General features: G+C 72.1%; 17 protein-coding genes and 1 riboswitch. Of the genes, 10 read left to right on the top strand and 7 right to left on the bottom strand.

The genetic code is table 11. The features are described from left to right. Positions 1-18: 18 nt before the first annotated feature. Positions 19-315, bottom strand: coding sequence for a chorismate mutase (locus ACH4KB_RS27505; RefSeq protein WP_398068572.1), 297 nt, complete (start codon positions 313-315; stop codon positions 19-21). A gap of 358 nt (positions 316-673) precedes the next feature. Between ACH4KB_RS27505 and guaA the strand changes: the two genes are divergently transcribed. The 6 genes from guaA to ACH4KB_RS27475 all read left to right on the top strand — a co-directional run bounded on the left by guaA (position 674) and on the right by ACH4KB_RS27475 (position 6,738). Beyond that, positions 674-2,260, top strand: coding sequence for a glutamine-hydrolyzing GMP synthase (gene guaA / locus ACH4KB_RS27500; RefSeq protein ID WP_398068571.1), 1,587 nt, complete (start codon positions 674-676; stop codon positions 2,258-2,260). Between the two features lie 139 nt (positions 2,261-2,399). After that, on the top strand, positions 2,400-3,008 hold the full coding sequence (locus tag ACH4KB_RS27495; RefSeq protein WP_398068570.1) for a Uma2 family endonuclease: 609 nt from the start codon (positions 2,400-2,402) through the stop codon (positions 3,006-3,008). Positions 3,009-3,052: 44 nt separating this feature from the next. After that, a complete protein-coding gene (locus ACH4KB_RS27490) occupies positions 3,053-3,808 on the top strand; it encodes an SAM-dependent methyltransferase (RefSeq protein ID WP_398068569.1) in 756 nt (251 codons plus the stop codon). 88 nt (positions 3,809-3,896) lie between these two features. Further along, a complete protein-coding gene (locus ACH4KB_RS27485; RefSeq protein ID WP_398068568.1) occupies positions 3,897-4,685 on the top strand; it encodes a class II aldolase/adducin family protein in 789 nt (262 codons plus the stop codon). Between the two features lie 158 nt (positions 4,686-4,843). Then, complete coding sequence (locus ACH4KB_RS27480; protein WP_398068567.1) at positions 4,844-6,112, top strand: hypothetical protein; 1,269 nt, start codon at positions 4,844-4,846, stop codon at positions 6,110-6,112. A 119-nt stretch (positions 6,113-6,231) separates the two neighbouring features. Further along, positions 6,232-6,738: a DoxX family protein gene (locus tag ACH4KB_RS27475; RefSeq protein ID WP_398068566.1), complete on the top strand. Its 507-nt coding sequence runs from the start codon at positions 6,232-6,234 to the stop codon at positions 6,736-6,738. On the opposite strand, the gene ACH4KB_RS27470 is transcribed toward ACH4KB_RS27475, so the two are convergent. Continuing rightward, positions 6,648-6,908 (bottom strand): hypothetical protein, encoded by a 261-nt coding sequence (locus ACH4KB_RS27470; protein WP_361873470.1) that lies wholly within the window; start codon positions 6,906-6,908, stop codon positions 6,648-6,650. The two genes, ACH4KB_RS27475 and ACH4KB_RS27470, sit on opposite strands and share 91 nt — an antisense overlap. Then, a complete protein-coding gene (locus ACH4KB_RS27465; RefSeq protein WP_398068565.1) occupies positions 6,895-8,247 on the bottom strand; it encodes a PspC domain-containing protein in 1,353 nt (450 codons plus the stop codon). The genes ACH4KB_RS27470 and ACH4KB_RS27465 overlap by 14 nt, the downstream gene beginning before the upstream one ends. Positions 8,248-8,639: 392 nt before the next feature. On the opposite strand from ACH4KB_RS27465, the gene ACH4KB_RS27460 reads away from it, so the two are divergent. Together ACH4KB_RS27460 and ACH4KB_RS27455 are read left to right on the top strand one after the other, a co-directional pair. Continuing rightward, positions 8,640-9,926, top strand: a complete 1,287-nt coding sequence (locus tag ACH4KB_RS27460) for a PspC domain-containing protein (RefSeq protein ID WP_398068564.1) — start codon at positions 8,640-8,642, stop codon at positions 9,924-9,926. Further along, positions 9,923-10,618 (top strand): LuxR C-terminal-related transcriptional regulator, encoded by a 696-nt coding sequence (locus ACH4KB_RS27455; RefSeq protein WP_398068563.1) that lies wholly within the window; start codon positions 9,923-9,925, stop codon positions 10,616-10,618. Before ACH4KB_RS27460 ends, ACH4KB_RS27455 begins: the two co-directional genes overlap by 4 nt. Before the next feature lie 9 nt (positions 10,619-10,627). Here the strand turns inward: ACH4KB_RS27455 and ACH4KB_RS27450 are convergent, their stop codons facing one another. Together ACH4KB_RS27450 and ACH4KB_RS27445 are read right to left on the bottom strand one after the other, a co-directional pair. Next, complete coding sequence (locus tag ACH4KB_RS27450) at positions 10,628-11,398, bottom strand: GNAT family N-acetyltransferase (RefSeq protein WP_398068562.1); 771 nt, start codon at positions 11,396-11,398, stop codon at positions 10,628-10,630. A gap of 42 nt (positions 11,399-11,440) precedes the next feature. Continuing rightward, positions 11,441-12,520 carry an NlpC/P60 family protein gene (locus ACH4KB_RS27445; RefSeq protein ID WP_398068561.1) on the bottom strand — a complete coding sequence of 360 codons (1,080 nt, stop codon included), beginning with the start codon at positions 12,518-12,520 and terminating at the stop codon, positions 11,441-11,443. A gap of 247 nt (positions 12,521-12,767) precedes the next feature. Here ACH4KB_RS27445 and ACH4KB_RS27440 point away from each other — a divergent pair, with 247 nt between their 5' ends. Further along, on the top strand, positions 12,768-13,121 hold the full coding sequence (locus tag ACH4KB_RS27440) for a hypothetical protein (RefSeq protein WP_003966864.1): 354 nt from the start codon (positions 12,768-12,770) through the stop codon (positions 13,119-13,121). Positions 13,122-13,164: 43 nt separating this feature from the next. On the opposite strand, the gene ACH4KB_RS27435 is transcribed toward ACH4KB_RS27440, so the two are convergent. Then, positions 13,165-14,403, bottom strand: coding sequence for an NlpC/P60 family protein (locus ACH4KB_RS27435; protein ID WP_398068560.1), 1,239 nt, complete (start codon positions 14,401-14,403; stop codon positions 13,165-13,167). Next, positions 14,402-14,568, bottom strand: a riboswitch (cyclic di-AMP (ydaO/yuaA leader). (Overlaps the previous gene by 2 nt.) Positions 14,569-14,848: 280 nt before the next feature. Here ACH4KB_RS27435 and pcrA point away from each other — a divergent pair. After that, a complete protein-coding gene (gene pcrA, locus ACH4KB_RS27430) occupies positions 14,849-17,326 on the top strand; it encodes a DNA helicase PcrA (protein ID WP_398068559.1) in 2,478 nt (825 codons plus the stop codon). A 100-nt stretch (positions 17,327-17,426) separates the two neighbouring features. Here the strand turns inward: pcrA and ACH4KB_RS27425 are convergent, their stop codons facing one another. Beyond that, positions 17,427-19,199: a peptidoglycan DD-metalloendopeptidase family protein gene (locus ACH4KB_RS27425; RefSeq protein WP_398068558.1), complete on the bottom strand. Its 1,773-nt coding sequence runs from the start codon at positions 19,197-19,199 to the stop codon at positions 17,427-17,429. Positions 19,200-19,345: the final 146 nt, after the last annotated feature.

The raw sequence follows: 19,345 nt of genomic DNA, 5'->3' as shown, positions 1-19,345 counted from the left end.
CACCAGGCCGCACACGTCTCACACCCGGCCGCGGCACAGCTCCAGGAGCGTCATCGCCAGAGCGGTGCCCGGCTTGCCCAGCGCGTCCCTGTAGTGGCCGAGCACGGCCGTCTCCCGGGAGAGGTTGACCCGCCGGCCGCCGGAGGTGATCCGGGCCTCCTGGATCACCGCCGAGACGGCCATCCGTTCCTGGACGAGGCCGATGATCCGGTCGTCGAGGGCGTCGATGCGCTCGCGGGCGCCGCCGATCAGGGCGGCGGCCTCGTCCGTGCGGGCGCCGGTGGCCGCGGTGGTGTCTGTGGTGCTGCTGCTCATGGTGGTGACTCCCGGTGGGGTGACGGCCCCCCCGGAGCTACGGACCCGGACACGCGAGACGCCCCGGGCCTGCTGGCCCGGGGCGCCTGGAACGTTGCTTGTCAGTAGCTCAAGCAGCACGACCATGGCAGCCGGCGGGCCGGATGCCATAGGTAAAGACGAAGGTCGTGTGCTGACGCATGGGGGACAGTATGGCCCCGGCCCGGCGGCCCCCACAAAACGGGGCCCGGATCCTGAGACGCGACGGACACCGGCCTGGAGGCGTCGGCCCCGTCCCCCCGACCCGGCGGAGGGTTCGCGCACGGCCGGTAGAATTGGAAGAACCGACCCCCTTCACCACCGCCGGAAGGCCGCCCCCGTGCCAGCAGCACCCCCCGCCGCCCCCGACGCCACGGCCGACGTGGTCCTCGTCGTCGACTTCGGCGCGCAGTACGCCCAGCTCATCGCCCGCCGTGTCCGTGAGGCCCGGGTCTACAGCGAGATCGTCCCGTCCACCATGCCGGTGGCCGAGATGCTGGCGAAGAACCCCCGCGCGATCATCCTCTCCGGCGGCCCCTCGTCGGTGTACGCGGAGGGCGCACCCAGCCTGGACCGCTCGCTCTTCGAGGCCGGGGTGCCCGTCTTCGGCATGTGCTACGGCTTCCAGCTGATGGCCACCACGCTCGGCGGCACGGTCGACGACAACGGGGCCCGTGAGTACGGCCGCACCCCGCTGCACGTCTCCAAGGCGGGCTCCACCCTCTTCGAGGGCACGCCCACCGAGCAGCCGGTGTGGATGTCGCACGGCGACGCCTGCTCGGCGGCGCCCGAGGGCTTCACCGTCACCGCCTCCACCGACGTCGTACCGGTCGCCGCCTTCGAGAACGACGAGAAGAAGCTCTACGGCGTCCAGTACCACCCGGAGGTCATGCACTCGACCCACGGCCAGCAGGTCCTGGAGCACTTCCTCTACCGCGGCGCGGGCATCGAGCCGAACTGGACCACGACCAACGTGGTCGAGGAGCAGATCGCCCTCATCCGCGAGCAGGTCGGCGACAAGCGCGCCATCTGCGGCCTCTCCGGCGGCGTGGACTCCGCGGTCGCCGCGGCCCTCGTCCAGAAGGCCATCGGCTCCCAGCTCACCTGCGTGTACGTCGACCACGGCCTGATGCGCAAGGGCGAGACCGAGCAGGTCGAGAAGGACTTCGTGGCCGCGACCGGCGCGAAGCTCAAGGTGGTCGACGCGCAGAAGCGCTTCCTCGACGCCCTGGCCGGGGTCTCCGACCCCGAGCAGAAGCGGAAGATCATCGGCCGCGAGTTCATCCGCGTCTTCGAGCAGGCCCAGCTGGAGATCCTCCAGGAGGACGGCCCGGAGGTCGCCTTCCTCGTCCAGGGCACGCTCTACCCGGACGTCGTCGAGTCCGGCGGCGGCACCGGCACCGCCAACATCAAGTCCCACCACAACGTCGGCGGACTCCCCGACGACATCGAGTTCCAGCTCGTCGAGCCGCTGCGCCAGCTGTTCAAGGACGAGGTCCGCATGGTCGGCCAGGAGCTGGGCCTCCCGGAGGAGATCGTCCAGCGCCAGCCGTTCCCCGGCCCCGGCCTCGGCATCCGCATCGTCGGCGAGGTCACCGAGGAGCGCCTGGACCTGCTCCGCGACGCCGACGCCATCGCCCGCGAGGAGCTGACGGCGGCGGGCCTGGACCGCGACATCTGGCAGTGCCCGGTGGTCCTCCTCGCCGACGTCCGCTCGGTCGGCGTCCAGGGCGACGGCCGCACCTACGGCCACCCGATCGTGCTGCGCCCGGTCTCCTCCGAGGACGCCATGACGGCCGACTGGTCGCGTCTGCCGTACGAGACGCTGGCGAAGATCTCCACCCGCATCACCAACGAGGTCGCCGACGTCAACCGCGTCGTCCTCGACGTGACGAGCAAGCCGCCGGGGACGATCGAGTGGGAGTGACCTCCCCGCTTCCGGCGGCCCCATAGGGCTCTCCCGGGTCAAACGCCGATGCCGTCGCTCATTCGTTTGGGCGGCGGCATTGTCGTATCGGGTGGGTACGCTGAGTGAAGAGACGAGACTTCGGCGTATGGGAGTAATTATGAGCGCCGCACCCGATCCCAGGCTTGAGCAGCAGCCGAAGCGGTGGCCTGTCCCGCCGGAGGGTGGCTGGACGGCGGACGACCTCGACCGGATTCCGGGCCTCCCGCCCCACACCGAGCTGATCGACGGGAGTCTCGTCTTCATGAGTCCGCGGACCGCCTTTCATGGGCGTGCCATGCGGTTGTTCGAGAATGCCCTGCTGGATCAGGCGCCGGCGCATCTGGACGTCCTGCGCGAGATGACGATCAAGTTGGACGAGAAGAACAGGCCGGAGCCGGACGTGCTGGTGTTCCCCGTCGAGGCGAACACGGGCCACCGCCAGACCTGGTTCCGCCCCGAGGACGTCGTGCTCGCCGTTGAGGTGGTCTCGGACGATTCGGTGGAGCGGGACCGAGACGTCAAACCCCGGAAGTACGCCGCCGCCGGAGTGCGGCACTTCTGGCGGGTGGAGGCGGACGGCGAAGGACTGCCGATCGTCTATGTCTACGAACGTGACCCCGCGCTGGAGGTCTATGTGCCCACAGGTATCCACCGCGACAAGCTCACACTGACAGTTCCGTTCCCGTTGGTCATCGACCTCACGGCGATCAACAGGCGCCGCCCCTAGAAACCACTGGCACGGCCCCCGTCCCCGTGCCAGGCTCCTTTCCCATGTCCGCCGAAGAAGTCCGCGCCATCGTGTCCGCCGCCGGTAACGACCGCCTCACCTGGAACACCCCGCTCTCCGAGGAACACGCCGCCCGGCTGATCGCCGCCTGCGACCCCGCTCCCGGATCGCGGATCACCGACCTCGGCTCCGGCTGGGGCGAGTTGCTGATGCGGCTCGTCGAGTCCGCGCCCGGCGCCACCGGGGACGGTGTCGAGACCGACCCCGCCGCCGTGGCGCGCGGCCGGAAGCTCGCCGAGCGGCGTGGGCTCGCGGACCGCGTGCGGTTCCACGAGGTGCCCGCCGCCGAGTGGACCGAGGGCGGGTACGACCTCGCCGTCTCCATCGGCTCCTCGCACGCCTGGCCCGGCACGACCCGTGAGGCCCTCACCGCCCTAGCCGCCACCGTGCGTCCCGGCGGACGGGTCCTGTTCGGCGAGGGGATCTGGCTCGAGGAACCGACCCCCGCCGCGCTGGCGGGCCTCGGTGCCGAGCCCGGCGACTTCGGGTCGCTGCTGGAGCTGATCCGGCTGGCGGAGTCCGTCGGGCTGCGCGCGCTCCAGGTCACCGTCGCCGACGAGCGCGAATGGGACCTCTTCGAGTCCGAGGGGCCGATCGGCCGAGGGCAGCGCTGGGCACTGGAACACCCGGACCACCCGCTGCACGCCGAGGTGACGGCCGAGATCGACGCCCGCCGCACCGGCTACTACGGCGGCTACCGCTCGTATCTCACGCTCGCCTACCTGGTGCTCAGCACCTGACCCGGCCGGGGGCGTCACGCCTCTGGCCACCTGACCCACCCGGCGGTAACTTCCGGTCCCGTACGCCCAGGGAACCCGAGGAGCCGCCATGCCCGAGCCGGTCGCCGTGCCCGCCCCCGCCCCGATCCCCGTCGAGCAGCTTCAGTTCGCGATGCCGCCCGTGCACGCCTCACCGGACGAGGAACGCGCGTACCGCAGGGAGCGGCTGGCGGGCGCGCTGCGGCTGTTCGGGCAGCTCGGGTACGAGGACGGGGTCTCCGGGCACATCACCGCCCGCGACCCCGAGCTGGCCGACTGCTTCTGGGTCAACCCGTTCGGCGCCCCCTTCGCCGACATCGCCCCGCAGGACCTGATCCTCGTCAACGGCGACGGCCAGGTGGTCCGGGGCCGTTTCCACGTCAACCAGGCCGCGTTCGCCGTCCACGCGGCGGTGCACCGGGCCCGCCCGGACACGGTGGCCGTCGCGCACACCCACTCCACGCACGGGCGGGCGCTCGCCGCGCTCGGGGAGCCGATCGAGCCGATCACCCAGGAATCCTGCGCCTTCTACGAGGACCACGCGCTGTACGACGCCTACTCCGGGGTCGTCGTGGACGAGGACGAGGGCCGGCGGATCGCCGCCGCGCTCGGGCCGCACAAGGCGGTGATCCTGCGCAACCACGGGCTGCTGACCGTCGGCGGCTCGGTGGACGCGGCGGCCTGGTGGTTCCTCACCATGGAGCGCGCCTGCCAGGTGCAGCTGCTGGCGCGGGCCGCCGGGAAACCGGTCCTCATCTCGCACCGGGACGCCGTCACCACCCGCGACCACCTCGGCGGCGACCTGGTGGCCTGGATCAACTACCAGCCCCTGTGGCAGCGGATCGCTCGAACGTTCTGACGACACGGGCCCCGGTCCGCCCCGACACGCGCCCCCGGTCCGCCCCGACACGCGCCCCCGGTCCGCCTCGATGCGTGACCTGGCCGTCCGGTACGGCACAATTCGCGGATATCGCGGTTGAGTTGGCTGTACCGGGGCGGGAAAGGGTGTAATCCTCCGTGGCGTTGGACGAATCCAGGACGAGCGGCACGCACAGCGGCGGCTGTACGTGTGGCGACTGCCCGCACGGAGCCCGTCGCGGACACCGGCACGCCGTCGCCGCGTTCCTGGCCAAACGGGACGAACTGGCGGCGGGCAAGGGGCTTCCCGCCGGGGTCGCCCAGTCGCCGTCCGCGTCCCGGCAGTGGGTGTCCGACGAGCTGACCGGGTCCGCCCGCACCGTCGCCGAGCGGGCCCGGGAAGCCGGTGACGCCTGGCTCCACCAGGTCTGGCGGGGGACGTTGTTCGCCGTCTGGGGCGCGGCGGGGGCCCTCCTCGTCGGTGCGAGCCTCACCGCGATCGGGGCCGGCTGGTCCACCGCCCGTACCGCCGGGCTGATCGCCGCCCTCCTCACGGCCGGGCTGCTCACCGCCGCCGCCCGCTTCCACCGCGCCCGGGGCGGCCTCCTCGCTCCGCTGATCGGGGAGGACAACCGGCTCTCCACCTCCCGGACGGTCGCCGGGGTCTGGGTGCTGCTGGCCGCCTTCGCCGTTCTCGTGCTCGCGCTGCAACTGGCCGGGGCCTCCGACCCGGAGAGGAGGGACGCGCTGATCGAGGGGCTCGACCTCGTGCGCTCCGCCGGGGTCGTGGCCGTGCTGGCGCTCGTGTGCGCGGTCGCCGTCGTCGTGCGCCGCGTGGTGACCGTACGGGTGCTGGGCCAGCGGCTCCAGAAGCTGCGCGCCGACCGGCCGCGCGCCGCCGACCTGCTCACCGACGACTCGGGGCGCGGCTCCTTCACCGATGTGCAGTACGTGCTGGTCAGCGCCGTCGCCGTGCTGTTCGCCGCGGTGCGGCTGGCCCGCCGCCCCGAGCAGTTGCCCGATCTGCCGTGGGGGCTCGCGCTGCTGGTGGCGGTCTCGGCGGCGACCTACTTCGCCGGGAAGTACGCGGAGGGCGGCCGGCCCGTCGTGCTGTCCGTCGTGCGGGCCCGGGAGGCCGGGGACCTGGACGCCCCCATCCGGACCGGCGACGACATCGAGATCCGGGGCGCGGGCTTCGTACCGCCCGGCGCGGGCGGGCCCGACCGGCTGGCCCGGCTCGTCGTACGGATCGGCACGGTCCATGTCCACGTACCGCTGATCCCGGTCGCCGGGGGCTTCGCCAACCCGACCGACACCGTTCTCACCGTGCCCGTCCCGGTCGAGGTCGAACCGGGGACCGTGGACGTCCAGGTCATCACCGCCGCCGGGGTGGAGACCAACCGCTGCCCGATCGACGTCACGGACTGACCGGCACCCCACAGCCGAGCGGATTTCTGCCGCCGATCGCGTCCCAGCCCTGGTGAGCAGCGCGCCGAGGGCGTACGTATGGTCGAGGTGACGGGATCTCGGGAAGCAGGGCAGCGGTGATGAACGGTTACGGCGGCGGATCGTACGGTCTGGGCGAGCGCAGGACACTGAGGGAGCAGGCCGGCACGTACGCCCTGCTGCCGCTGCGCGTCTTCCTCGGCGTCACCTTCGTGTACGCGGGCCTCGACAAGCTCACGGACAGCGCGTTCCTCTCCGCGACCGGCACCGGCTCCATCGGCGAGATGATGCGCGGGGTGCGCGACTCCTCCGCGATCCCCGCCCTCGTCGACCTGGCGCTGAAGAGCCCCGAGGGCTTCGGTTACGCCATCGCGATCGGGGAACTCCTCGTCGGACTCGGCACCCTCGTCGGGCTCTGGGCCCGGCTCGCGGCGCTCGGCGGCGCGCTGATCTCGCTGAGCCTCTGGCTGACCGTGAGCTGGCAGGCCACCCCGTACTACTACGGCAACGACCTGCCCTATCTGATGGCGTGGCTGCCGCTGGTACTCGCGGGCGCCACCGTGTTCTCCGCCGACGCCTTCCTCGCCTCGCGCCGCCGCAGCATGTAGGCGGCCCACGTCACGGTCGCGGCCAGCCACAGCCCGCCGAGGAACAGCGGCAGGAAGAACGTCCACGGGACCTCCCAGGCCCCGGCGGCGTCGGCCGCGTACCCGCCGGCGAGGCCCAGCATCGCCAGGCCCGCCACCGCGCGGCCGGGCCGGAATTCATGACGCAGCACGGGTGACCTCCACCTGTCCGATGCCGACTTCCAGCACCAGTTCGATCGTTCCGCCGGGCTTCGTGCCCGCGGGCGGCGGCAGCGTCCGCCGCTTCGCCTCGTCGCTGTTGATCCGGACCCGGACCCGCTGCCCCTCCTCCAGCCGGATCTCCCCGAGACCCGCCTCGGCGCGCACCTTCACCGTCACGTTCTCCGGGACGACGACGGCCGCCCGCCCCGCCGCCACGTCGAGCCCCGTGCGCACGGTCTCGCCCTTGGCCACCTTCAGTCCGGACAGGTCCAGCCGGGCGTCGCCCGTACTCAGCTCGTACCGCGGCTGCACGGCGGCCACCGAGGCCGGCCGCCACTCCTGACGCGCCCACGAGGTGTCGATGTCCTTCGGCAGCACCGCCGCGCCCGCCAGCAGACCCGCCGTGACCACCGCCATCAGGACCGTGCCGAAACCGGTCCGCCCCAGCCACGAGGCGATGAGCAGGCCGAGCCCGAAGACGGCGAGAGCGGCGACCAGGCCGATCTGGAGAGCGGTGCCCAGCGGCTGCTGCTCCCAGCTCAGCCCGGTGCCCAGACCGCCCGCCACCAGCGCCGTCAGGAAGACCGGACCGCCGATGGAACGCGGCCCGCGCTCCACGGGCGACGGCTGCGGCCTCAGGAACGGGGCGTCCGGCGTGGGGCGCCCGGCCTTCGCCCCGGCGTGCGCCGCGCCCACCTCGGTGTCCGGCGGACCCCACAGATAGCCGGGGCCGGCCGGCCCCGTGGTGCCGTCCTTGACGATCGGGTCCCGCCACCACGACGGACTGCCCGGTGTCGGCGGGGCCTTCACCTCCGGCGGCGGCGTGCCGAGCCCGCCCGTGTGTACGGGACCGGGCGGGGCCGCCGACGCGCCGGACGTGGCCGCCGGGTCCTCCGGAGCCGCCGCCGCCCGCCGGTTCTGCGTCCACACGGAGAAGCCGACGACGGCCAGCGTCAGCAGCGCGGCGAACGCCAGCATGCTCCGGTTGTGCAGCATCGACAGGAACAGCCCGCAGCCGATCAGCGCCAGCAGCAGCGCCACCAGGGACGCCCCGTCGACCCGCCCCGACAGAAGTTTGCGCGCCTCGTTCTCGTCGTCGCCGTCCGCGGGGAGCAGCAGCCAGGCGAAGCCGTAGAAGATCAGACCGATGCCTCCGGTCGCCGACAGCACACCGAGCACGATCCGGAAGATCACCGGATCCACGTCGCAGTACCGGCCGAGTCCGCCGCACACCCCGGCGACCACCTTCTGTCGCGGGGTGCGCCGCAGCGTCGGCTTCGGCGCTTCGGGGGGCGCGACGCCGGGAGCGGCGTCCGAGGGAGCGGTCATGCCTCCATGGTGACGGTCCGGACCGCCCGCCGGGACCCGCTCCGACCCTGGCCGGTCCCTGATATTGCCCGCGTACGCCCCTGAGGGGCCGGGGCGCACGCGCCGGGCCTAGGCCCTGTCGTCGAACTCCCGTCTGCCCCGCGGCGCCATGCACGCACTCTCGCCGCACCGGGCACACGCCCGAGTACGTCCAGTACGCGGACGTGAGCCCGGCACGCCGAGAGCACGCACCTGACCCCGCAGGGCCGCCCTCCGGGCGACGACGGGAGTTCGACGACAGGGCCGAGCGGGGGAGGGGAGCTGTCGTCAGGCGTGCGCTGGGGACAGCATCAGGGTCACTTCGGGGGCCGACCCTGATGCCGCCCAGCGTCCGCACGTGTGACGATCGGGGTATGCCAGCCGCCACCGCCCGAGCCGCCAGCTCCGTCACCGCCGACCCGGAGGAGCCCGCACCGCGCAAGCTCTACCGCAGCGCCGACGGCCGGCTGCTCGGCGGCGTGGCGCGCGGGCTCGCCGGACACCTCGGGCTGCCCGTCGCCTGGGTGCGGTTCCTCTTCCTCGGGCTGTTCTTCACCGACGGCCTCGGCGCGGTGCTCTACGCGGTGTTCTGGATCGTCGTGCCGCTCGGCGTCGGCGGCGTCGACGCCCCGCGCTCCGTGTTCGAGACGTCGGCGGACGGCCGCCGCAAGCTCCGTAAACCGGACAGGGGCCAGGTCTTCGCGCTGGTCGCCCTGACCATCGGGGCCGTCGCGTTCGTCGTCAACGTCGACATGGGCAGCGAGGCCGACCGCTACATCTGGCCCACCCTCCTGATCGGCGCGGGCTCCGTCCTGGTCTGGCGGCAGGCGGACAACGCCCGCCGCGCCCGCTGGATGGAGACCGGCCGCAACCGCAAGCTGCTGCACCTGGCCCGCGGCCTCGCCGGGGTGGCCCTCGTCGGCCTCGGCCTCGCCGTGTTCATGGTGGTGCGCGGCTCGGCCGCCCAGCTCGGCAACGTGCTCACCGCGGCCATCGCCGTCCTCACCGGCATCGCCCTGCTCGCCGGCCCCTACCTGGTGCGGATGACACAGGACCTCTCCGAGGAGCGCCTGATGCGCATCCGCGCCCAGGAGCGGGCCGAGGTCGCCGCCCACGTCCACGACTCCGTGCTGCACACCCTCACCCTGATCCAGCGCAACGCCGACGACGGCGGCGAGGTCAGACGCCTCGCCCGCGCCCAGGAGCGCGAGCTGCGCAACTGGCTCTACAACCCCGAGGGCACCGGCAAGGACGAGGACGACGAGCCGGAGACCCTGGCGGAGGCGGTCAAACGGGCCGCCGCCGAGGTCGAGGACAAGCACGGCGTCCCGCTGGAGGTCGTCGTGGTCGGCGACTGCCCCCTCGACGACAAGCTGACCGCACAGATGCAGGCAGCGCGCGAGGCGATGGTCAACGCCGCCAAGTACGGTGGCGAGGGCGGCGCCGTCCAGGTCTTCGCGGAGGTCGAGGGCCGCACGGTCTTCGTCTCCGTACGGGACCGGGGCCCGGGATTCGACCTCGACGAGGTTCCCGGGGACAGGATGGGCGTACGAGAATCAATCATCGGCCGGATGCAGCGCAACGGCGGCAGCGCCCGGCTGCGTTCGGTGCCCGGCGGGGGCACCGAGGTCGAGCTGGAGATGGAGAGGGCGAGCGAATGACCGAGAACACCGAAGCCACCGGGGGCCCGGAGCGACGGGTACGGGTCGTGCTCGTCGACGACCACCGGATGTTCCGCACCGGGGTGCAGGCCGAGATCGGCCGCACGGAGGAGACCGGCGTCGAGGTGGTCGGCGAGGCCGCCGACGTCGACCAGGCGGTCACCGTCATCACGGCGACCCGCCCCGAGGTGGTCCTCCTCGACGTCCACCTCCCGGGCGGCGGCGGCGTCGAGGTGCTCCGACGCTGCGCCCCCATGATGGGCACGGCCGAGAACCCGGTCCGCTTCCTCGCGCTGTCCGTCTCGGACGCCGCGGAGGACGTCATCGGCGTCATCCGCGGCGGTGCGCGCGGCTACGTCACCAAGACGATCACCGGCACCGACCTGGTGAACTCGGTCTTCCGGGTCCAGGAGGGCGACGCGGTCTTCTCGCCCCGCCTGGCCGGCTTCGTCCTGGACGCCTTCGCCTCCACGGACGCCCCGCCGGTCGACGAGGACATGGACCGCCTCACCCAGCGCGAGCGCGAGGTGCTGCGGCTGATCGCCCGCGGCTACGCCTACAAGGAGATCGCCAAGCAGCTGTTCATCTCGGTGAAGACGGTCGAGTCGCACGTCTCGGCGGTCCTCAGGAAGCTCCAGCTCTCCAACCGGCACGAGCTGACCCGGTGGGCGACGGCTCGGCGGCTGGTCTGAGACCGCTGCTCACCCGTCGGCCGGCTCCAGCGAGATGTTGACCTTCTCGCCGATCCGGCGGTAGCCGATGCTCGCGTAGACCCGCTCGACGCCGGGGTCGCCGGGCTCCAGCCAGACCGTCCGGCAGCCCTGGGCGAAGGCCCGTTCCGTCAGCCAGGCCGAGAGCGCAGCCCCGACGCCCCGACGACGGAAGGGAGCGGCGACGGCGAGCCCGGCCAGCTCGCTCAGGCCGTCGATCGCGGCCGAGCAGCCGCCGACGCCGGCCGGTGCGCCGTCGAGCACGGCCAGTGCGGCGACCCCGTCGCCGGTGGCGGCCGCGCGCAGCCAGTCGGTCGCCCCCGGATCGGGCTCGCCCTCTCCGCCGAAGCCGTGGTGCTGGACGCGGGCGGCCTCGGTGAACTCTGCCTCGGTGGCCGGTGTGCCGATACGGAGGCCGTCGACCGGCTTCGGCGGCCGGAGGTCCTCGCGGCCGCAGGCGAGCAGCGGGGCGCGGTTCTCCACGGTGAAACCGGCCGCGAGCAGGGCCGGTTCGACGGCCGGGGCCCAGGCGGGCAGGAACTCCAGGCGGGGAAGCCGTTCGTGCTTCCCGAACGCGTCGACCAGGGCCGCCACGTCGTCCGCCGTGGGTTCCGCCTCCCGGTCGGGGATGGCGTAGTTGGCGTACTTCAGTTCCCAGCCCGGGTTGTGCCGGACGGTGAACGGGCCCACCCGGTAGTGGTCGGGGGAGAGCAGCGCGAGCGCCCGGGCATAGTCCTGGACGGCGGTCGCCATCGACGTCATACGGGGATTCCTTCGGCGGGAGAGCGGGACGTGCGCGGCGGACTATGCCACCCGGGTCGCTCCGGCGAAAGGCATTTCATCGACGGGCGCGATGCGGACCGGTGCTCCGGGGCGCGGGGCGTGAATCATTTGGCCGCCGCCGATGTAGAGGCCGACATGGCTGATTCCGGAGTAGAAGAAGACCAGGTCACCGGGGGCCAGTTCGGAGCGGGGGACCCGGGATCCGGCGTTGATCTGGGTGTAGGTGGTGCGCGGCAGGCTCACGCCCGCCGCCTTCCAGGCCGCCTGGGTCAGGCCCGAGCAGTCGAAGGCGTTCGGGCCCGTCGCGCCCCAGACGTACGGCTTGCCGATCGCGCCGTACGCGAAGTCGATGGCCTGGGCGGCGCGGGAGCCGGGGGCCGCCACCGGACCGCTGCGGACGGACGAGCGGTCGGCGTGGGCCGGGCCGCCGCCGTGCCGGGCGTCGGCGGAGCGCTCATGGGCGGCGCGTTCGTCGGCGGTCAGGGTGTCCAGCAGCCTGCGGGCGTCGGCCAGCTTGGTGCGGATCGCGGTGCGGTGTTCGCGCAGCTCGGCGCGGCGGGCGGCGAGGCGCTCGGTCTCCTGGTCGGCGCGGGCCTTGACGCGGGTGATCTGGGAGACCTGTCGCCGGATGCCGCGCAGGAGCCCACTCTGCCGGTCGCCCGCCCGGTCGAGGTAGGAGGCGCGTTGCAGGAAGGCGTCGGGGTCGGAGGAGAGCGCCAGTTGCAGGGCCGGGTCCAGGGTTCCGCCGCGGTACTGCGCGGTGGCCAGCGAACCCAGGGCGTGCCGGGCGGTGTTGAGGCGGGCGGTGCGACGGGCGGCCTCGTCGGCCAGGGCGTCGACGGCGCGGGTGGCGGTGGCCGCCTCTTCCTTCGCCCCGTTGTACTTCTCGGTGGCGACCTCGGCGTCGTGGTACAGCCGGTCGATCTCCGCCTTGACCTGCGAGGCGGTGGGGGCCGGTTCGGCGGGGGCCGCGCCCGCCCCGGTGACCGACCCCGCGGTGGCGGCCCCGGCGAGCGCCAGGGTGGCGGCGGTGCGGGCAGCAGAGCCGGTGAGCGGGCGCTGCTTGGGTTTTCGGTGAGCTGACCTGCGGTGCGCTGCCACGGGGGCGGCATCCTTCCTGTCGGCTGTCCGCCGGGGGAATACCGGCGGGTCCGTGAAGGACGCTAATCCCGGTGCCGGGAAAAGAGTCGGCATGACTGCTATTGCCCTGATGTGACGTTTCATCGGCCATGGGTGATCACTCATACGCCCATATATCAGGGCAATGCATTCAATTTCGGAGGAAGCGCACAAGGAAGGGGGGCCTCACTGAAAGGCACATCCTTGGCCCTGGCTAGGCTCCGGAGCCATGGACGTACTCATCAATGTCTTCGTCGCCCTGCACATCATCGGCATCGCCTCCCTGCTGGGTGGCTTCCTGACGCAGATGAAGGCCATGGGAGCGGGCACCGCCCGCTTCACCCCCGCCATGCTGCACGGCGCGCTGACCATGCTCGTCACCGGTATCGCCCTGGTCGGGCTCAACCAGGCCGACGACCAGACCGTGAACAACGTCAAGATCGGCATCAAGCTCGCGCTGCTGGTCGTGATCCTCGCCCTCGTCTACGTCAAGCGGGACGACGAGACGGTGGACAAGGGCGCGTTCGCCGCGGTCGGCGGACTGACGGCCGCCAACATCTTCATCGCCACGGTCTGGACCTGAGTCTCCCCGGGGGCGGCCGCCCAAGGGCCGCCCCCGGCACGCGTCACGCCGGTCGCACGCTTCCGTAGATCGGCATGGAGTAGATCGACTCCTCGCGCACGTTCGCACCCGGCTTCGGGGCGTGGATCATCATCCCGTCGCCCTTGTAGATGCCGACGTGGCTGATGTCGTCGTAGAAGAAGACCAGGTCTCCGGGGATCAGATCGGACGTGGCGACCCGCGTCCCGACCTCCACCTGGTCCCAGGTAGTCCGGGGCAGGGTCACGCCCGCCTCCCGCCACGCCGCCTGCGTCAGCCCCGAGCAGTCGTAACTGGAGGGGCCCGACGCGCCCCATACGTACGGCTTCCCGATCTGGGCGCGGGCGAAGGCCAGGACCTTCTCCGCCTTGGCGGCGTAACCGCTGTCCGTACCGGTGCCGGAGCCGGAGCCCGGATCCGTTCCCGTTCCCGTTCCCGTACCGGAACCGGAACCGGAACCGGAGCCGGAGCCGGATCCCGTGCCCGAACCGCCGCCGGACTCCTTCGCCGCCTCCTCGCGGGCCTTCTCCTCGGCCTCGGCCTTCTCCTTCGCCTCGGCGGCCTGCCGGGCGGCCAGCCTCGCCGCCTTCTCCTTCGCCTCGGCCTCCTTCTTGCGCTCCAGCTCCGCCAGCCGCGCCTTCTCCTCGGCGGTCAGCCTCGACAGCAGGCTCCGGGCCTCGGTGAGTTTGGTCTGCACGTCCTTCTTGCTGGAGGCGAGCGTGGCCTGCGTCTCGGTGAGGGTCTCCAGGCTCTTCACCGCCTCCGCGCGCTTCTTCGCCGCCGAGGCCTGCTGCGTACGGACCTCGGCGACGGCCTTCTGCTGCCGCTCCGTCGCCCGGTCCATCAGCCGGCTCTGGTCGAAGTACCCCTGCGGGTTGTCCGCCAGGAAGAACGTCGCCGCCGGCGCGATGCCCCCGTTGCGGTACTGGGCCGCCGCGTAGGAGCCCAGCGCCCGGCGCGCCTCGTTGATCTTCTCGGCCCGCTTCGCCACGTCGGAGAGCAGCGTGTCGACCTTCGCCTGCTGGGACGCGGAGGCGGCCTTGGCCCGGTTGTACTCCTGGGTCGCGGCGCCCGCCTGCCGGTACAGGGCGTCGACCTTCTTCTGCACTTCCTCGATGGCGGGCTTCGGCTCAGCCGGCGCGGCCGTGGCGCTCTGCGTGGAGAGCAGCGTCACGGAGGCCAGCGCGGCCGTCGTCAGCCCGACGGCGGGGGTGGTGGTGCGCACCTTCGTGCGCGGCTTGCGATGCGATGCCAAGACCGGCATCTCCTTCCGTGGACCGCCTACCGGGTTAGCTGTCGGGTTCGGACGGAACGGAAGGCTGTCCTACGGTCCGCATGCGAGGGCACGGACCGATTCACCCCGGTGTCGCGTGTGGGTCCCCGGTTCCGCACCGCCAGGGCGGCGGGACGGATTCGGCAGAGGTGCCCGTCGGGCGTGGTTCGCCCCAGGGAGGTACGGGCCACCTGACCGAGCACGCTAGCCAACCGGCCCCGCCGCTGGGAAGGACGATGAGCGATATGCCCGATACATTTTCGTGACCTTTCCGGATCGGGGGGCCGACACCCCCTCCGACCGGGCACTCCTTCACGGAACGTCGACGTCCGCTCTCCGTGCGTACGGGTGAGGCGCGGGCGATTCCCCGGTGCCGACGCCGCCTTCTCACCTTCGGCAGTAGCTTGTCAGTCCGGCCGCCTAGACTCGGGGGGCGATGAGCAGCCTCTTTGACGACAGTTTCCTGACCGGCCTCCAGTCCGCGGAGGACGGCCCCCCGCCGCCCCCCGAGGACCACGCGCCCGAAGCGGTGCCGGAGGGACTCTTCGAGGGCGTCTACGACGCGCCCCCGCCGCCCCGGGACGGGTACTACCGGGACGGTCACGCGCGCCCGGTGATCGACTCCGCCGCCCTGCTCGACGGGCTGAACACCGAGCAGCGCGCCGCCGTCGTGCACGCCGGGTCCCCGCTGCTCATCGTCGCCGGGGCCGGCTCCGGCAAGACCCGGGTCCTCACCCACCGCATCGCCCACCTGCTGGCCGAGCGCGGGACGCACCCCGGGCAGATTCTCGCGATCACCTTCACCAACAAGGCCGCGGGCGAGATGAAGGAGCGCGTCGAGCAGCTCGTCGGCCCCCGCGCCAACGCCATGTGGGTCATGACCTTCCACAGCGCGTGCGTCCGCATCCTGCGCCGCGAGTCGAAGAAGCTCGGCTTCACCTCGTCGTTCTCGATCTACGACGCCGCCGACTCCAAGCGCCTGATGGCCCTGGTCTGCCGCGACCTCGACCTGGACCCGAAGCAGTTTCCGCCGAAGTCCTTCACCGCCAAGGTCTCCAACCTCAAGAACGAGCTCATCGACGAGGAGACCTTCGCCGGGCAGGCCGGAGGGGGCACCTCCCGTTCGAGCGAAGCCGAGAATGGGGGAGGTTTCGAGAAGACCCTGGCCCAGGCGTACGCGCTCTACCAGGCCCGCCTGCGCGAGGCCAACGCCCTGGACTTCGACGACATCATCATGACCACGGTCCACCTCCTCCAGGCCTTCCCGGACGTCGCCGAGCACTACCGCCGCCGCTTCCGCCACGTCCTCGTCGACGAGTACCAGGACACCAACCACGCCCAGTACACGCTGGTACGGGAGCTGGTCGGCCCGGCCGGGGAGGCCGACGCCCCCGCCGAGCTGTGCGTGGTGGGCGACGCGGACCAGTCGATCTACGCCTTCCGGGGCGCGACCATCCGCAACATCCTCCAGTTCGAGGAGGACTACCCGAGCGCGACGACGATCCTCCTGGAGCAGAACTACCGCTCCACGCAGACGATCCTCTCCGCCGCCAACGCCGTCATCGAGCGCAACGAGAGCCGCCGCCCCAAGAACCTCTGGACCAACGCCGGCAGCGGCGCCCGCATCACCGGCTACGTCGCCGACACCGAGCACGACGAGGCGCAGTTCGTCGCCGACGAGATCGACCGGCTCACCGACGCGGGCGACGCCAAGGCGGGCGACGTCGCCGTCTTCTACCGGACCAACGCCCAGTCCCGTGTCTTCGAAGAGATCTTCATCCGCGTCGGTCTGCCCTACAAGGTCGTCGGCGGTGTGCGCTTCTACGAGCGCAAGGAGGTCCGGGACGTCCTGGCCTACCTCCGGGTCCTCGCCAACCCCGAGGACACCGTCCCGCTGCGCCGCATCCTCAACGTCCCCAAGCGCGGCATCGGCGACCGCGCCGAAGCGATGATCGACGCCCTGTCGATGCGCGAGAAGATCTCCTTCCCCCAGGCACTGCGCCGCGTCGACGAGGCGTACGGCATGGCCGCCCGCTCGTCCAACGCCGTCAAGCGCTTCAACACGCTGATGGAGGAGCTGCGCACGATCGTCGAGTCCGGCGCCGGCCCCGCCGTCGTGCTGGAAGCCGTCCTGGAGCGCACGGGCTATCTCGCCGAGCTCCAGGCCTCCACCGACCCGCAGGACGAGACCCGCATCGAGAACCTCCAGGAACTCGCCGCCGTCGCCCTCGAATTCGAGCAGGAGCGCGCCGAGGAGGAGGGCGCGGGCACGCTCGCGGAGTTCCTGGAGAAGGTCGCGCTCGTCGCCGACTCCGACCAGATCCCCGACGAGGACGAGGACGGCTCCGGCGTCATCACGCTGATGACCCTGCACACCGCGAAGGGGCTGGAGTTCCCGGTCGTCTTCCTCACCGGCATGGAGGACGGCGTCTTCCCGCACATGCGGGCCCTCGGCCAGACCAAGGAGCTGGAGGAGGAGCGCCGCCTCGCGTATGTCGGCATCACCCGCGCCCGCGAACGGCTCTACCTGACCCGGGCCGCGATGCGCAGCGCCTGGGGCCAGCCCTCGTACAACCCGCCCTCGCGCTTCCTGGAGGAGATCCCGGAAGCGCACCTGGACTGGCGGCGCAAGGGCCCGATGGCCGCCCCCGCGGGGCCCACCTCCGGCATCACGTCCTCGCTGTCCTCCTCCCGCTCCCGCTCCGGACCCTCGGGTTTCGCGACCCGGCGCGGCGGCGCGGAGAAGCCGACGGTCACCCTCGTGGCCGGGGACCGGGTCACGCACGACCAGTTCGGGCTCGGCACGGTGACGGCCGTCGAGGGCTTCGGCGACCAGGCCAAGGCGACGGTCGACTTCGGCGACGAACGTCCGAAGAAGCTGCTCCTGCGGTACGCGCCGGTCGAGAAGCTGTAGGCGGGCGGGGCAGAGCCGGACAGACGGCAGCGGGAGAGAGCGCCGAGGCACTCTCTCCCGCTTCCGTCTGTTTCCGTCTGTCCGTGCTCGTGATGCCGTATCAGCTAGGGTCGAGGCCCTTGCTGCGCAGCCACGCCAGCGGGTCGATCGCCGAGCCGCCGCCGGGCCGGACCTCGAAGTGCAGGTGCGGGCCGGTGGAGTTGCCCGAGTTCCCGGCGTACGCGATGACGTCGCCGGCCTTCACCGGGCCGGAGCGGATCTTGGTGCTGCTGAGGTGGCAGTACCAGGTCTCGGTGCCGTCGGCGGCGGTCACGATCGCCATGACCCCGTAGGCGCTGTTCAGCTGCGTGCGTACGGTGCCGTCGGTCGCGGCCATCACCGGAGTGCCGTACGAGACGGGGAAGTCGATGCCCGAGTGCACGGACATCCAGTTGACGCCCGCCTGGCCGTAGTAGGCGCTGAGCCCGTGCTGCTTGACCGGCAGGACGAACTTGGGACGCAGCGCCTCGCGGCGTGCGGCATCCTCCGCGCGCTTCCTCTTCTCCGCCGCCTGCCGTTCCCGCAGGTCGATGCGCTCCTGGGTGCGGCTCGCGCGCTCACGGAAGTCGTCGCTGCCCTCGGAGAGCTGCTCCAGCTGGCTGTCCAGCCGGTTGTTCGCGGCGACCGGTTTGACCGTGCTGGGGTCGGCCACCGCCAGCGAGGTGGTCGTCTCCTCCGGCTTCTCCTCGCCGCCGGGCATCCCGCCGACCGAGGCGGCGGCGATGCCCGCGACGCTCATCACGCAGGCGGAGGGCACCGCGACGGTCAGCAGGGCGGAACGCTTGGCGGGAGTACGCCGACGGGCCCGGTTGCGGGGGGCGGGGGGTCGGACGGCGGTGTGGTTCACGGAGTGCGTGGCGGGGAAGTCGTCCCCGGCTTCCGGCTCCGGCACGGCGTCCGGTGCGAGGGCGGCGAACTCGGCGGTGGAGTGGTGGGCGGTCTCCGGCTCCTCGGCCGTACCGTCCGGTTCGGCCGCCGCCCCGGGCGCCGTCGCGTCGGCCGGCTGCTGTTCGTACAGCGGGTGCGACGTCTGTTCGGGTTCATACGCGGTGTCCCCGGGCGTGGCGCCGGAGTTCCACGCCGTCGCGTCGTAGGCGCCCGTGTCGTACGTACCCGTGCCGTAGGAAACGGTGCCGTAAGCGCCGGTTTCGTAGGCGCCGAAGCCATGCGAACCGGTGTCGTGGGTGCCCGCGTCGAACGTGCCGGTGGTGAAGGCGGTGCTGGCGTACGTCCCGGTGTCGGCGGCGACGGCCGTCGTGCCGTACGCGCCGGTCGGGTACGACCCGGTCTCGTAGGCGTCGGCGCCGTGGACGCCGTCGGCTCCGTACGCGGTACCGGCCGGGTACGTACCGGTGTCGTAGGCGTCCGTCCCGTACACCCCGGTGCTGTAGGCCTCCGTGGCCTGCGTGTTCTCCGTGCCGTACGGGGCGGCGGCGGGGAAGCCCGTGGTGGGGAACGCGCCGGTGTCGGCCGTCGCCCACTGGCCGGTCAGGTTCTGTTCGGCGACCTGTTGCCAGGCCCCGGAGGTGTCCCACTGCTGCGGGGCCTGCTCCTGGGCGGAGTAACCGTCGTAGGCGGGCGTCTGCTGTGCGCCGGTGTCGGTGTTCCACGCGGAGGAGTCGTACTGGCCGCTGTGGTCCGGCAGGCCGGTCGCGTACGTCGTGTCATAGCCGGCGCCGTAGGTGGTGTCGCCGTGTCCGGCAGCGGGGGGACCCGCGTCGTAGCCGGTGTCGTGGCCGCCCGGAAGGGAGCCGAAGAGCGGGTCGGTGGCGAAGCTGCCGGTCGATCGGTCGTCGTACCCGACAGGCCCGGCGTGGGGGTGCTGGTCGTTCACCAACTTCTCTCTCGCCTCGGCAGCAGGACTGTTCTGGGTCCCGGTCAGGGGAGTCCCAGGGGGAAGCAGTGGCCGCGACTGTACCCGGCGGTATGTGAGGACGACAATCTTCGACAGGTTTTGCGTTCGCAGGAAACGGGCAATCG

It is taken from the genome of Streptomyces sp. NPDC017520 (genome assembly GCF_044329855.1).
Lineage (GTDB): Bacteria > Actinomycetota > Actinomycetes > Streptomycetales > Streptomycetaceae > Streptomyces.
This window is presented reverse-complemented; position numbering and strand designations above follow the sequence as displayed.

Excerpts from the sequence above, each read along its gene's own strand:
- ACH4KB_RS27505 (WP_398068572.1), bottom strand. The coding sequence starts at position 315 with ATGAGCAGCAGCACCACAGACACCACCGCGGCCACCGGCGCCCGCACG.
- ACH4KB_RS27495 (WP_398068570.1), top strand. The coding sequence starts at position 2,400 with ATGAGCGCCGCACCCGATCCCAGGCTTGAGCAGCAGCCGAAGCGGTGG.
- ACH4KB_RS27490 (WP_398068569.1), top strand. The coding sequence starts at position 3,053 with ATGTCCGCCGAAGAAGTCCGCGCCATCGTGTCCGCCGCCGGTAACGAC.
- ACH4KB_RS27485 (WP_398068568.1), top strand. The coding sequence starts at position 3,897 with ATGCCCGAGCCGGTCGCCGTGCCCGCCCCCGCCCCGATCCCCGTCGAG.
- ACH4KB_RS27475 (WP_398068566.1), top strand. The coding sequence starts at position 6,232 with ATGAACGGTTACGGCGGCGGATCGTACGGTCTGGGCGAGCGCAGGACA.
- ACH4KB_RS27465 (WP_398068565.1), bottom strand. The coding sequence starts at position 8,247 with ATGACCGCTCCCTCGGACGCCGCTCCCGGCGTCGCGCCCCCCGAAGCG.
- ACH4KB_RS27460 (WP_398068564.1), top strand. The coding sequence starts at position 8,640 with ATGCCAGCCGCCACCGCCCGAGCCGCCAGCTCCGTCACCGCCGACCCG.
- ACH4KB_RS27455 (WP_398068563.1), top strand. The coding sequence starts at position 9,923 with ATGACCGAGAACACCGAAGCCACCGGGGGCCCGGAGCGACGGGTACGG.
- ACH4KB_RS27450 (WP_398068562.1), bottom strand. The coding sequence starts at position 11,398 with ATGACGTCGATGGCGACCGCCGTCCAGGACTATGCCCGGGCGCTCGCG.
- ACH4KB_RS27440 (WP_003966864.1), top strand. The coding sequence starts at position 12,768 with ATGGACGTACTCATCAATGTCTTCGTCGCCCTGCACATCATCGGCATC.
- ACH4KB_RS27435 (WP_398068560.1), bottom strand. The coding sequence starts at position 14,403 with ATGCCGGTCTTGGCATCGCATCGCAAGCCGCGCACGAAGGTGCGCACC.
- pcrA (WP_398068559.1), top strand. The coding sequence starts at position 14,849 with ATGAGCAGCCTCTTTGACGACAGTTTCCTGACCGGCCTCCAGTCCGCG.